The organism is Paenibacillus campi, from assembly GCF_034659835.1.
Classification (GTDB): Bacteria; Bacillota; Bacilli; order Paenibacillales; family Paenibacillaceae; genus Saccharibacillus; species Saccharibacillus campi.
Genome location: NZ_JAXSQZ010000001.1, coordinates 578,921 through 592,673 on the forward strand (window position 1 = coordinate 578,921; position 13,753 = coordinate 592,673).

Below are 13,753 nucleotides of genomic sequence, written 5' to 3' on the forward strand. Positions count from 1 at the left end.
ATCATGTATGCCTAAACGGAAAGAATTCGACGAAAACCTAGATGTGCTTCGCGAGCTGCTTATTTCGATGGGAGATCATGTCATTGAAGCACTTCAGGATGCAGTGAAATCGATGCAAATGCAAAACGTACCATTGGCGAAAAGCGTTGTAGACAACGACTATCGTCTAAACGAAATGGAAGAAAAGATTATGGATATCGGCTCACGTCTGATCATTACGCAGCAGCCGGTCGCCAAAGATTTGCGTCGCATTATCGTCGCGTTCAAAGTGTCCAGCGATTTGGAACGGATGGGCGATCTGGCATGTGATGTGGCGAAAGTGACGTTGCGTCTGCAAGGCGCGGAGCTAATCAAGCCGCTAAAAGACGTTCCGCATATGGCGGACATCGTGATCCAAATGATTCAGGAAAGCATTCAATCGTATCTGGATGAAAATACCGATCTGGCGCATAAAGTAGGTATGGACGATGATCAAGTTGACCATCTGTACAGCAGCATGATTCGTGAGCTGCACGAGTACATTAAAGAAGATGGCGCCGATGGCCCGCAAATTATGCTCGTTAATATGACTGGGCGTTATATTGAGCGCATTGGTGATCATGCGACCAATATCGCTGAAAGCGTAGTGTACCTCGTTACCGGCAAGCGCCCTGATCTGAACAGATAAGCGTCAACGGCATACAATTAGCCGATTGTGTATTCGATTGAACGCACTGTGACAAAGATTGTATTTTAAAGGATCATACTTTATTTGAACAGACAGATCGCATAATTAAATACGTCTGCTGTACGTCATAATATCCAAGCACCGGAAACTTCTCCGGTGCTTTTGTTTTGGAACCGGAGGGCTTGTGGTATCATAGAAGAAGTAAGAAAACATGTTGTTTTTATAAGTTATCGGTCTGCTTTCAATGATCGTCCACGGTACAAAAGCAGCATTTGCAGGCGGAATCGGACATTTATGCATGCCTGCTACAGCAACGGTGCAGACGGTATGTGTGTGCACGCGCCAACCACAGGAGGAACTATGGACAAATTTATGTTAATAGATGGAAACAGTATTATTTATCGCGCATTTTTTGCGATGCAGCAGCCGATGACCACATCGGCAGGGTTGCATACGAATGCGGTTTATGGCTTTACAAATATGCTTTTGCGTGTGTTAGAGGAACACGAACCGACCCATGTTATGGTTGCATTTGATGCTGGTAAAATTACGTTTCGACATAGCAGCTATGAGCAGTACAAAGGCGGACGCCAAAAAACACCGCCTGAGCTATCAGAGCAATTTCCGCTGCTCAAAGATTTGCTGACCGCATTTGGCATCGCTCATTATCAGCTGGAAGGCTATGAAGCGGACGATATTATCGGTACGCTCTCCCGTCAGGCGGAAGAAAAAGGCTGCGAAGTACTCGTGCTGAGCGGTGACAAAGATATGCTGCAACTCGCTTCAGCACATGTACAAATTGCGCTCACACGCAAAGGCGTAAGCGAGATGGAGCAGTATGGGCCTGCCGAAGTGCAAGCACGCTATGGATTGACCCCGGCGCAAATTATCGATCTCAAAGGATTGATGGGCGATGCATCCGACAATATTCCAGGCATTCCTGGCGTAGGTGAAAAGACAGCGCTCAAGCTGCTGCATCAGTTCGGAACGGTTGAAGCGGTACTGGAAAACACCGATCAACTTAAAGGCAAAATGAAGGAAAAAGTCGAAGCCCATGCCGACGATGCGCGTCTGAGCAAAGAGCTGGCGACGATCTTCCGCGAAGTTCCGTTTGCTGCGAGCTGGGACAGTATGAAATATGAAGGCATTCAGGCAGCGACAGCGATAACAGCGCTGCAAAAGCTGGAATTCAAGTCGATTTTGCAGCGGCTGAATTTAAACGATGTGGCAGCGCACCCAGACGCGACGCTTGATGAGTTAAACGCGGATGCTGAAGGGAGCGCAGTCTCGATGCCTGATCTTAGCGTGACGATGTTGGATGAGCAGCATGTATCGGTGTTGGAGCATGTACTTGATACGGTCGATGTAGTGCATGTGGAAAGTCATGGCGATAATCCGCATCATGCCGAGCTGGTCGGCGTATTGTTCGGCACGCCGGAGCAATATTATTTCCTCACCCCGGATGTGTTAAAAAGCGATGCGGCAGCAGCGATTCGCGCCTGGCTTGCCGACAGCTCGATTCCGAAGCAAGGGCATGATTTGCATCGCGCTGATCTGGTGCTGTTTTGGGAAGGAATCGCCTTTGCTGGCGCTGCTTTTGATATTCAGATTGCCGCCTATTTGCTCGATCCGACCGAGTCTGGTCAAAGCTTAAGCGCGCTAGCAGCCAACTATGCATTGCCATTATTGTCTGAAGATGAGCATGTATTTGGCAAAGGTGCGAAGTATAAAGTGCCAGAACAAGATGTGCTTAGTCAACATTTGGCACGTAAAGCGGCAACGATTCGCCAACTTGTGCCACTACAGCGCGAGCAATTGGCACAAAATGAAATGACACCGCTATTCAGTGAACTGGAAATGCCATTATCGCGTATTTTGGCGGATATGGAAAAACAAGGCGTTTCCGTCAATACGGATGAGCTGCGTGCGCTAGGTAATGAATTTGAACAACAAATTAGCAAGCTGGTGACGCAAATTTATGAACTGGCAGGCACCGAATTCAATCTGAACTCACCGAAACAGCTAGGCGAAATTTTGTTCGACCGCCTCGGTTTGCCGGTAAAAAAGAAAACGAAAACAGGCTATTCCACCAGCGCCGATGTACTGGAAGAATTGGCGCCGTATCATGAGATCGTACAGTATATTTTAAATTATCGTCAGCTTGCCAAGCTGCAATCGACGTATGTGGAAGGCTTGCTCAAAGAAATTCATCCAAAATCCGGCAAAGTGCATACGTACTTCCGTCAGACGATTACTGCAACCGGACGTTTGTCGAGCCAGTTCCCGAATTTGCAAAATATTCCGATTCGGTTAGAAGAAGGGCGTAAGCTGCGTAAAGTATTCGTGCCGTCCGAACAAGGCTGGTCGATATTGTCAGCGGATTATTCACAGATTGAGCTGCGTGTGCTGGCGCATATTTCCGATGATGCTGGTTTAAAAGAGGCGTTTTTGCACGATATGGATATTCATACGAAGACGGCGATGGACGTATTTGGCGTAGCGCAAGAGCAGGTAGATAGCAATATGCGACGCTCGGCAAAAGCGGTTAACTTTGGGATCGTATACGGCATTAGCGATTATGGCTTGTCGCAAAATTTGGGCATTACACGCAAAGAAGCCGGTGATTTTATTAATCAATATTTCGATGTGTTCCAAGGCGTGCGCCGTTATATGGATGAAATCGTGGGCGAAGCGAAGCAGCATGGTTATGTAAAAACGATGCTGGAACGGCGCCGTTACTTGCCGGAAATTCGTTCTTCCAACTTCAATTTGCGCTCCTTTGCCGAGCGTACGGCGATGAATACGCCGATTCAAGGTACAGCCGCCGATATTATTAAGCTGGCGATGGTGCATATGGATCGCGCACTTACCGAGCATGGGCTGAACAGCCGGATGCTGCTGCAAGTGCATGATGAATTGGTGTTCGAAGTGCCTGCTGATGAGCTGGAACAGATGAAGACGCTTGTGCCACAGGTAATGCAAGACGCGCTTGCCCTGTCCGTTCCGCTCAAAGCTGATGTTAGTTATGGAGCGAACTGGTATGAGGCGAAATAACATTGGAGCTGGCAATACCATTTAACATAGCGGAACAGAAACGACCAGCGGCGCATCATCATGCCACAGCGCAGCAAGCCAGACGATTGAACATACTGGAAAGAGAAAGGTGAACGACGATGCCGGAATTGCCAGAAGTAGAAACAGTCAGACGTACGCTTAACACGTTAATTCCCGGCAAACAGATTGAACGGGTAACCGTGTCGCTGCCACGCATTATTCAGCGACCGGACGACCCGCAACAGTTTGCATTGGAATTGCAAGGACATACATTTGAACAGGTAGAACGACGCGGGAAGTTTTTGCGTTTTATGTTGGATGGGCTAGTGATGGTGTCTCATTTGCGGATGGAAGGACGTTATGGAGTGTATCGCCATGATGAACCGGTGGAAAAACATACGCATGTTATTTTCCATTTTACCGACGGAACAGAGCTGCGCTACAAAGATGTGCGGCAATTTGGTACGATGCATCTGTTTGCGACCGGTGAGGAGCTAAGCGCTAAGCCGCTTGTACAGCTTGGGCTGGAGCCGCTTGACCCGGAATTTACGGATGAGCAGTTTATCGCGCTGATGAGCAAGCGCAGAACGATGATCAAGCCGGTGCTGCTCAACCAGGCGTATGTCGTCGGGATCGGTAACATTTATGTCGATGAAGCGCTCTTTCGCGCCGGTATTCATCCCGAGACGATCGCTTCCGACTTGAGTCGTGAGCAATTGATCCGTCTGCATGAAGCGATCGTGTCCACATTGAGCGATGCGGTGGCGGCAGGCGGTTCCTCGATCAAATCGTATGTGAACGGTCAAGGCGAAATGGGCATGTTCCAACATAGTTTACGCATTTACGGTCGCAAAGCACAACCTTGTCAGGAGTGCGGCACATTGATCGAGAAAACGGTTGTCGGCGGCAGAGGAACGCATTTTTGCCCGGTATGCCAGCCTTTACCTGCGCGTGAAAAAGCAATGAGGTGACAGTATGAATACAGGATTAACCGGAGGAATCGCTACCGGCAAAAGTTCGGTAGCTGCATGGCTCGTACAACGAGGAGCTGTGCTGGTCGATGCTGACGGAATTGCTCGCGAAGTCATGCTGCCCGGGCATCCCGTATTGCAGCAAGTTAGCGAGCGTTTCGGACAGGAGATGCTGTTGGCAGATGGAACATTGGATCGCAAGCGACTTGGTGCGCATATTTTTGGGCAGCCGGAGGAACGGAAAGCGTTGGAACAGATCACACATCCGGCGATTCGGGAGCTGATTCATAGACGTGTAGCCGAACTGGAACAGGCTGATCCACAGCGGCTAGTCGTAGCGGATATCCCGCTGCTGTACGAATCGAGAGGTGCCTATACGTTCAGCGAAACGATCGTTGTCTATGTGCCGCGTGAGATTCAGTTGCAGCGATTAATGCAGCGCGATCATCTGGATGAACAGCAAGCATTACAGCGTATTGCTGCCCAGATGGATATCGAGGACAAGAAGCGGCTGGCTAATATCGTGATCGATAATAGCGGCACATGGGAGCAGACGGAACGTCAACTGGAACGGTACTGGGCAGGAAAGGGATTATCATGAATAAGCTCAAACAAATGCTAATCCGTAAACGGGTACTGCTTCCACTGTTTGTAATTGTGCTGGTGCTCATATTGTTTAATACACGCTGGTTATCGCTAATCTATCCAATCGAATATCGCGACCAAATTCGCGCCCATGCTGCCAATCATGAAGTAGACCCGTATTTGATCGCTTCTATTATTCGGGTAGAGACGAATTACCAGCCGAGTATGGAGTCGAAAAAGGGCGCGCTTGGACTGATGCAGTTAATGCCCGATACAGCGACATGGGCGATGGAAAAAGCGCATCTTAAAGATGTCACACTTGATTCGGTTAAACATGATGTGGAGCCGAATATCGAGCTGGGCAGCTGGTATATTAACAATCTGATGCAGCAATTTGGAGGCAATGAGATTGCGGTCATCGCCGCTTATAATGCAGGTCCAGGCAAAGTGAAAAATTGGATCAAAAGCGGGCAGTGGGATGGCACGTTAGACGATGCCAAAGACATTCCTTACGGAGAAACGAGACATTATGTGCAACGTGTATTATATTATTATAAGCAATATACGACATTGTATGACCGATTCTAACAAGGCATAGCTGCCTTGTTGCCTTTTCTGACTCATGCAGTATGTATAACGCATTTATAGACGAGCAACCCATACAGCCCAATTTCACCAACAGACATCCCAAATGAATGAACAAGCATTAGCAATGAAAGGAAGGTGACACAGCGGTGAAATGCCCCTACTGTGGTCACAACGGAACGAAAGTGCTAGATTCCAGACCGGCTAACGATAACAAATCGATTCGCCGCAGACGGGAGTGCGAAAGTTGCAGCCGCCGTTTCACAACTTTTGAAATGGTCGAGGTCACCCCGCTGATCGTCATTAAAAAGGATGGCAGCCGGGAGGAGTTTAGCCGGGATAAGCTGCTGCGCGGTCTGATCCGAGCATGTGAGAAACGCCCGGTATCGGTCGACCAATTAGACATGATCGTATCCGAAGTGGAAAAAAGTTTGTATGCGACAGCACTTGCCGAAGTGGAAAGTCGTGCAGTCGGAGAGCTTGTAATGGAGCAATTGTATCCGGTAGACGAAGTCGCTTATGTGCGCTTTGCTTCAGTTTATCGTCAGTTTAAAGATATTAATATGTTCATGAAAGAGCTGCAAGGCTTGCTAAGCGATGATGCAAAGCATGAGAAAAAGCAGCGGCATAAAGCTGCGCCAGCAGCACCAGAAGCGCATTCCGAGCAACATGATACGGATGCAAAACAGCACGATCAGGATTGACTATGTTCCAAAGCTTTATTTTCTGAAAAACGATGAAACGGCAAAACAGGTCGCTGTTATGGATCATGCAGCGACCTGTATAAACAAGCATAGGAGTGAAAGTGGACGCTTAGCATAGACAATTGCTACAAAACGAAGATATTACAAACAGACGACATTTTATAAAATATAAATTGAAGTGCTTAGCATGTATGATCCAAGACTAACTTCGTTTAACCCTAACACTCGTAAATTGCATTTACCGTGGTCTAAAGTTAATACTATTGAAAGTGAAGTGACGTATAATCCTTCGCAACATGATATTGTAAAAGTTTGCACATATTGTTCGCAAAAGTTAAAACATAATTCCATATAATGCGGTGAAAAAAAGAACCGAAAATTCGGTTCTTTTTTATTTACGATTTATCTGTCTAGAGGGTTGTCTCAGGAAGATGTAAGGTTGCGTCCATCTCAATCCTGCTTGAACTGTGCAGCATTCAGACGAACGCAACCCGTGGATAAATTGGAGACAAGTTACTAGAGCATGTATACAAGTCAACTAACATCCACATAATAATACGAGCTATTCACAGTGAATACGGTCATTTCCATATCATTGTGTGCTTGTTTTCTTATCTTTAACTATGCTTGAATTTAGCACATTTATTTAGGTTACGAGCAGTTCGGTATTGTTAACGATCGGCTTGCTTCCTAATTGCGTCATTATAATATTGCCCATTAATTGTATTAAAATACATAATTAGTATATCAGTACACAAGCTTTAAATATTTTATTACAGATGAGGAGATGATGTTTTGTTTGACCTAACGAAAAAATCGATCAATGTGCTGCTTGTCGTCGCTACGCTCTTTTCACTGCTTACGCCTGTCGTTGCCCCAACTGAAGTATCTGCAGCAGGTGATGCGGTCGTCAATCTGTCTGCCAACAAACAGCTGATTCGCGGTTTTGGCGGCATTAACCATGCGTTATGGGTAGGTGATCTGACAGCTGCACAACGTGAAACTACGTTTGGAAACGGTAATAATCAATTAGGCTTCTCTGTGCTGCGTGTGTATATCGATTCCAACAAAAGCAACTGGGCAAAAGAACTTCCAACCGCACAAGCGGCTGTCCAGCGCGGTGCGATCGTATTTGCATCGCCGTGGAATCCACCGGCTGAAATGACCGAAACTTTTAACCATGATGGCGATACAGCAGCCAAACGTCTACGTTATGACAAATATGCTGATTATGCCAAATTTTTGAATGAATTTGTAGCATATATGAAAAGCAATGGTGTCGATCTGTATGCGATCTCGGTGCAAAATGAACCGGATTATGCGCACACATGGACATGGTGGACACCGCAAGAAATGGTGCGTTTTATGAAAGAAAATGCCGGTTCGATCAATGCACGTGTGATCGCACCTGAATCGTTCTCGTATTTGAAAAATATGTCTGATCCGATTTTGAATGATTCGCAGGCACTTGCCAATATGGACATTCTTGGCACACATACATACGGAACATCGTTTAACGATTTCTCGTATCCGTTATTCCAGCAAAAAGGAGCGGGCAAAGAGCTGTGGATGACCGAGGTGTATTATCCGAACAGTGATAACAACTCTGCCGATCGTTGGCCGGAAGGTGTCGATGTGGCGTACCATATGCATAAAGCGATGGCAGTCGGCAACTTTCAGACGTATGTATGGTGGTATATCCGTCGCCAATACGGCCCAATGAAAGAAGACGGTACTATTAGTAAACGCGGTTACAGTATGGCGCATTTCTCCAAATTCGTCCGTCCCGGTTACACCCGTGTCGATGCAACCGAAAACCCGAGCAATAATGTGTACGTATCCGCTTATAAAGGCGGCGGCAAAGTGATCATTATTGCGATCAACAAAAACAACTCGGCTACGAACCAAAGCTTTGCCTTGCAAAATGGCGGCGTCTCCAAAGTGTCTTCATGGACAACCGATGCAAGCCGTAATCTGGCATTTGGTTCGGTAAACACATCCGGTTCTGCGTTTAATGCAAACTTGCCAGCACAAAGCGTAACTACGTTTGTCGCTGATTTGAAATAATCCATTATAACTCGTACTGAAATAGGCAAATGAAATCAAGCCGCCGGACTGCAAAAATGTACATCCGGCGGCTTGATTGTTAGTTACGCTTGCGTAATAAGCAATAAAGAGCGATTAAAAACAAAACAAAAAAGCACGCAATTGACGAATCAATTACGTGCTTGTAATAAGCATATGGTGCGGTCGAGAGGACTCGAACCTCCACGGGGGTAAGCCCACACGGACCTGAACCGTGCGCGTCTGCCAATTCCGCCACGACCGCAAGCAATATGTAACTTCCCGTTTCTGTTGGTGTGTGATCATGATGTGTGACAGGAAGTGGTGAAACAATCACCGTAATTAAGATCATACTATGTTTGAAGATGGAATGCAACAATTTTGTAGTGTTCAGGTAATTCGATCTCCATGTTGTCGTAAAACGCGGAAAGTTGAAATTTAACTTGGTCATCGTACTATTATGATCTACAGCGCCTGTATAGGTGCCCTTCATCGATCGCTACACGATGCAGAGAGGCAGTACGATCTGCCTCAAGCGGTATGATCATCTTTTTGTCATCGATATAAATCTCTTGCAAGATCGGAATACGTCTAACCTTCATCGATCCATATATAGACGATACTTATACTATTTTATTTAGCGGACAGCTTATCCGCAATCGTCTGGATGACATACGATTTGGCAAGCGGCGTATCGTTAAAGAACGCTCGATTAACGATATACATATGCCCATTTTGTACAGCTTTCAGACCGCTCCATGCTGCGCCATCAGCAGTAGCTGCCATTCGTTTGTTTAGCGCTGCTACGGTATCATCCTTTTGGTCAGTTGCGATAAACAATGTGTCCGGGTTCAACTGCTGTAGCTGTGCCATCGTGATCGTCGTGGAGGCAGTACTAGACGGAATGCCTGCTGGTGCTTTGAGCGCCAAGTCTTGATACAGCACTGCACCTGTACCATGCTGTGTGCTGCCGTACACTTGCAGTGCCTTATTTTGCATCATGACAGCGGCAATCGTGCCTGGATTCGCTGCTGCAATCGTGCTTTTTGCACTATTGGAGTCTTTTTGGTAAGCGTTCATATACTGTCTTGCAATCGTATCACGATCGAGAAACGTACTGTACATGTACAGCTCACTGCGCCAGTCGAGCGTTGGATCGATATAAACGGTTGGAGCGATTTTGGACAGTGCATCATAAGCGCTGCGATCGCTGTTATCGGTAAAGATCAGATCGGGTTTTTGGGCAGCCAGTGCCGACGGATCAAGCGTACCGTTTGCGGTCTCGATCAATGTCAAGCTATCGCGTTGTTCTTGTCCGGTATAGGGAGGAAAAGTATAATCTCCGCCTTCTGGCTTAGCTGCGAGCGAAACGGTCGCATCCAACGCATTCAAATAGTCCATTGCCCGTTGATCGGTAACTGCAATCCGTTTAGGCGAGATCGGCACATTGACCATCTGTCCAAACGAATCACGTACCGGCATTACTTTGATCCCATTCGGATTAAAAATATCCGCCCGCGTCTCTTTCGGTTGTCCGCAAGCTGTCAAAAAAACGAGTAATAAGGCAAGACCAATTCCTGCCTTTGCCAAAGCTGAATACTTCAAAGATATTCGCCTCTTTTCGCAATATATCGGTATGCCGAAACAGAAAGCATATCTGCCTTGTCAGCTAGACTAGCTGCAAATGATCGTTTCGGTTCGTGATGAATAAATACCCAATACGTTCATTATACCAGTAGTGGCAGAATGGAAGTCAATGTAAGCACATAACTGTCACCAGCTTGTCACAGAGTGGTGGGAAAAAGGTGAGAGTTGAGGTTGAGCAATGAAATAGATGAATGAAATAGATAGAAGTTGGAAGCGGTTTGTATAAATAATAAATTATTGACTCGAAAATATCAGCATGATATATTAAAGGAGTTGATTCGTTCGAGTCATTTCTATAAAAATACCGCCGTGGGGCCTTAGCTCAGCTGGGAGAGCGCATCGCTGGCAGCGATGAGGTCAGGGGTTCGATCCCCCTAGGCTCCATATTAGAAATAAAGAAACTGAAATCAGTGTTGTACTGATTTCAGTTTCTTTGTGTATAATTTTTAGTGAGAATTAAATGTTTGAGGCATGTTGCAAATGGTATTGTATCAAATGGCGCAAAACACTAACAAAAGTGAAACCGTATAATACTTCTTTATTACTCAAAAAAGAATCCTTTTGTCCATTGAATAGGGCGCAAAAGGATTCTTTTTTATAGATGTAACGATTGAGCTGTAAGCAGTAGGTATGATGATATAGATATTAGATTGGAAGTTGGATATTTAAATAGTTAGCAACAGTTCTTTTATACCATTCTTTTTGTGTAATCCATCCATTCTCGTGTTTCATATAGAGTAAAAATGAGTTTAAATCATTACTGTAACGCTTAATTTCTTCAATTTTTCTTTGTTGACTATCTGTCATTTTGCCATCTAAATGCCAATTGACATAACCAAGAATATATAAATCTTTATTATTGTTTTTCATTGTATAGAGCACATTGTACTGAGCGCTTTCAATATGAATATGGTAGACATTACTTGCTGCGTGCGGGTCTGTTCTCCCTGAATTCCAATTGTTATGCACCCTCGAAATATAGGCATTAACAATATCGGTAGCTGTCGTGTGCAAATAGACTGTAGGTTTAGGGTTTGTCCTGTTCATGTCAGCATATAAAGCATCCAAACGCTGAGTTATAAGAAGAAGATTATCATTTAAATTTTTTAATGGATAATTAACAAGAACTGGTTTACTTATATGCTTAAAATAATTTAGATAGTCTAAGATTTTTGGTGCAGCTACTTCTAACATATGATCATCGTTAAATCGTTTCATGACATTGTCCCATTGTTTTTTAGTTTGAACTATATAATTGTCTAGATGTTTTTGCATTTCTTCTAAGGCTTTATATACAGTTCTAGCCTCCAACATAATGGGTTGATGATTTTGAGATAACGAAACGATTTGATAATAATATGACAATTTGTTTTGCATACTCGCTGGGAAAATAGCTAGTTGGGAATTTGCTACTTCTAAATCTCCTATGACAGTTTCTTTCATTACCTTTTGCTCCACGCTATCGTAAAAAATACCTGTTGTATGCAGTACAGGATTTAACGCTAGTTTTTGTAATATGTTGCTTGCTATTTGGTATAGTTGTTTTTTAGCGGTATCTTTATTTTGGGTAAAAGAAATGTTGTAATCATGAGTATCAACCTCTTGTTGCAATATGTCGGTAAACAATTGATTACTCACTTTATGTTGTTGATAAGCAGATACAATCTTATCTTTTACACCTACCTCTCCAAAAGCTTGAAGCAGACGAGTGGGTGTTACGACTGTGCCATCTAGCTTTAATTTATTTTGAGTAGACATACCTTGATTCCTCCTTCTAAATAATAGAGTATTGTTTATTGCATATCGTGTTCAATAAGTGTCCTTATTGTTATTGTCATGTTGTGATTTGATTGTAGCACACCTCTTTACCATATATTTCTTTAATAGTCAATATGCATATCAAAAAACTGAAAAATTCCTGTCAGACGTCTACAATTGAACGGTTTACACAATCAATCTGTATCTTGCCCAAGATGCAGATTGATTGGCTGCAAAATACAGCATCTTAAACCTTATCATTCACCGCTCATCTGTTTCCCTTTTGTGCTCACAGCCAATAACGTTTAATATGGAGAGAGACGATAGGAGGTAAAGATGTATGCTAAAACGAAAACCGTTCATTGTCTGTCTCGCTGCCTTGTTGTTTATGACGCTCGCTCCGCTAGGGACACGAGTAGAGGCGGCACAGTCATTTGCTTCGCCGCCGCTTTTGAAAATAAATGAATATGCGGTGCTGTTTACAGCGCCGGTAGCTCCGTTTATTGATTCGGCAGGACGTGCCCAAGTGCCGCTGCGCTCGGTCGGTGATTTGCTTGGTGCGCAGGTGACCTATTTTCCGCAAGGACGCTCGGCTACGATTGCGCTCAACAGTCATCTGCTCACCGTAACGCTTGATTCCAAGCAGATTCGGGCGGATGGACGATCCTATACTATGGATACGGTTCCGATGATGCGCAACAACTCGGTCTATATTCCGATTCGTGTGCTGATTGATCGTTTACAGGTGAGCGGTACATATCGTAATGGCATTATTGAATTGCAGGATCGCCGTTATATGCGTAGCATTCCGCCTTTATTGTCGGATTGGAGCGGACGGCTTGCCGCTTACCAAATTTCCCGTTCGCTTGATGTGCGTTCCTATTCATTAAGCTGGAATGCCGATGCGGTGCCAAGTGGACGCTGGGCTGGCAAGTTGCAAGTAACCGCACGTAATATTAGTCGTGGCACGATCGATAGTGATATGCAGTATTTCCAGCCGATTATGCAGTATAGCGACGGCAGTACACAGATTGGTTTTGAGTCCGTGCATACACCGACTGATGTGCCGGCAGGTGGATTGGTAAGTGTGACGTGGAATGTTAGCGGTACAAAGCCACCTCAATATGTGCTGTTACGCAATTATGTGTAGGGTGAATAGGCGTAAAGCGGTGTAATGACGCATCGCTTAAGTATCGTTTAAACCGCTCGGTTTGTAACTGTGCCTAAGAAAGCTGTAGGATTTCTTGCGGGTGATCGCGCTTGAAGTCCACAGCTTTTTTGCTATAGGCGCTGCTTACATTCGCTGTATACGTGCAAACGAAAACATTGGCAAAATCGCTCCATATGACTGTTTTCAATACTACTAACAGAATGAAGCAAGACGACAGACCAAGCACAGAAATCGTCCCTATCATTCTTTATAATCGCTGAAAAATGATATCGATTACCTAAAATTATATCATTTTGTATAAGAATAAAGAACAAATCTTAACTTTAAAAAATATACAATAAACTAAAAAGAAAGCGCTTGCCAAAATGTTAAATTGGTGTTATTCTAACTTTGGGATTGTTACTGAAAAGGCAAAACCCAGTACATGTATAGCTTTGTAGAAGCTTGTTCACATGTGTTGGGTTTTGCCTTTTTTCTTTCCAATCCTTAGTATAGGGTCTGTTCCGTATTATTCTATACAAGCAAAGAGTACTGCAACGTACGGTAG

Annotated in this window: 9 protein-coding genes, 2 tRNA genes and 1 pseudogene; 9 read left to right on the forward strand and 3 right to left on the reverse strand. The window is 44.8% G+C overall.

Annotation, left to right across the window (positions count from 1 at the left end; genetic code table 11):
- The first annotated feature begins 7 nt into the window (after positions 1–7).
- The 7 genes and pseudogenes from phoU (at position 8) to xynC (ending at position 8,633) form a co-directional block, all read left to right on the forward strand.
- Entirely contained in the window at positions 8–667 is a 660-nt protein-coding gene (phoU, locus tag U1I11_RS02245) for a phosphate signaling complex protein PhoU (RefSeq protein ID WP_322903445.1), read from the forward strand.
- A 360-nt stretch (positions 668–1,027) separates the two neighbouring features.
- Positions 1,028–3,721 carry a DNA polymerase I gene (gene polA / locus U1I11_RS02250; RefSeq protein WP_322903446.1) on the forward strand — a complete coding sequence of 898 codons (2,694 nt, stop codon included), beginning with the start codon at positions 1,028–1,030 and terminating at the stop codon, positions 3,719–3,721.
- 119 nt (positions 3,722–3,840) lie between these two features.
- Positions 3,841–4,692, forward strand: a complete 852-nt coding sequence (gene mutM, locus U1I11_RS02255) for a DNA-formamidopyrimidine glycosylase (RefSeq protein ID WP_322903447.1) — start codon at positions 3,841–3,843, stop codon at positions 4,690–4,692.
- Positions 4,693–4,696: 4 nt separating this feature from the next.
- Positions 4,697–5,293 (forward strand): dephospho-CoA kinase, encoded by a 597-nt coding sequence (gene coaE / locus U1I11_RS02260; protein ID WP_322903448.1) that lies wholly within the window; start codon positions 4,697–4,699, stop codon positions 5,291–5,293.
- Positions 5,290–5,865, forward strand: coding sequence for a lytic transglycosylase domain-containing protein (locus U1I11_RS02265; RefSeq protein ID WP_322903450.1), 576 nt, complete (start codon positions 5,290–5,292; stop codon positions 5,863–5,865). The genes coaE and U1I11_RS02265 overlap by 4 nt, the downstream gene beginning before the upstream one ends.
- 146 nt (positions 5,866–6,011) lie before the next feature.
- A pseudogene (nrdR, locus tag U1I11_RS02270) lies at positions 6,012–6,464 on the forward strand (transcriptional regulator NrdR); the annotation flags it as partial.
- Positions 6,465–7,361: 897 nt separating this feature from the next.
- Positions 7,362–8,633, forward strand: a complete 1,272-nt coding sequence (gene xynC / locus U1I11_RS02275) for a glucuronoarabinoxylan endo-1,4-beta-xylanase XynC (protein ID WP_322903451.1) — start codon at positions 7,362–7,364, stop codon at positions 8,631–8,633.
- A 175-nt stretch (positions 8,634–8,808) separates the two neighbouring features.
- Here xynC and U1I11_RS02280 read toward each other — a convergent pair.
- Together U1I11_RS02280 and U1I11_RS02285 are read right to left on the reverse strand one after the other, a co-directional pair.
- Positions 8,809–8,895: transfer RNA gene (locus tag U1I11_RS02280), tRNA-Leu, on the reverse strand.
- A 368-nt stretch (positions 8,896–9,263) separates the two neighbouring features.
- Positions 9,264–10,235 (reverse strand): ABC transporter substrate-binding protein, encoded by a 972-nt coding sequence (locus U1I11_RS02285; RefSeq protein ID WP_322903452.1) that lies wholly within the window; start codon positions 10,233–10,235, stop codon positions 9,264–9,266.
- 353 nt (positions 10,236–10,588) lie between these two features.
- Here U1I11_RS02285 and U1I11_RS02290 point away from each other — a divergent pair.
- Positions 10,589–10,661 (forward strand) — tRNA-Ala (locus U1I11_RS02290).
- A 261-nt stretch (positions 10,662–10,922) separates the two neighbouring features.
- Here U1I11_RS02290 and U1I11_RS02295 read toward each other — a convergent pair.
- Entirely contained in the window at positions 10,923–12,035 is a 1,113-nt protein-coding gene (locus U1I11_RS02295; protein WP_322903453.1) for a hypothetical protein, read from the reverse strand.
- Positions 12,036–12,375: 340 nt separating this feature from the next.
- On the opposite strand from U1I11_RS02295, the gene U1I11_RS02300 reads away from it, so the two are divergent.
- A complete protein-coding gene (locus U1I11_RS02300) occupies positions 12,376–13,185 on the forward strand; it encodes a copper amine oxidase N-terminal domain-containing protein (protein WP_322903455.1) in 810 nt (269 codons plus the stop codon).
- Positions 13,186–13,753: the final 568 nt, after the last annotated feature.

Excerpts from the sequence above, each read along its gene's own strand:
- phoU (WP_322903445.1), top strand. The coding sequence starts at position 8 with ATGCCTAAACGGAAAGAATTCGACGAAAACCTAGATGTGCTTCGCGAG.
- polA (WP_322903446.1), top strand. The coding sequence starts at position 1,028 with ATGGACAAATTTATGTTAATAGATGGAAACAGTATTATTTATCGCGCA.
- mutM (WP_322903447.1), top strand. The coding sequence starts at position 3,841 with ATGCCGGAATTGCCAGAAGTAGAAACAGTCAGACGTACGCTTAACACG.
- coaE (WP_322903448.1), top strand. The coding sequence starts at position 4,697 with ATGAATACAGGATTAACCGGAGGAATCGCTACCGGCAAAAGTTCGGTA.
- U1I11_RS02265 (WP_322903450.1), top strand. The coding sequence starts at position 5,290 with ATGAATAAGCTCAAACAAATGCTAATCCGTAAACGGGTACTGCTTCCA.
- U1I11_RS02295 (WP_322903453.1), bottom strand. The coding sequence starts at position 12,035 with ATGTCTACTCAAAATAAATTAAAGCTAGATGGCACAGTCGTAACACCC.
- U1I11_RS02300 (WP_322903455.1), top strand. The coding sequence starts at position 12,376 with ATGCTAAAACGAAAACCGTTCATTGTCTGTCTCGCTGCCTTGTTGTTT.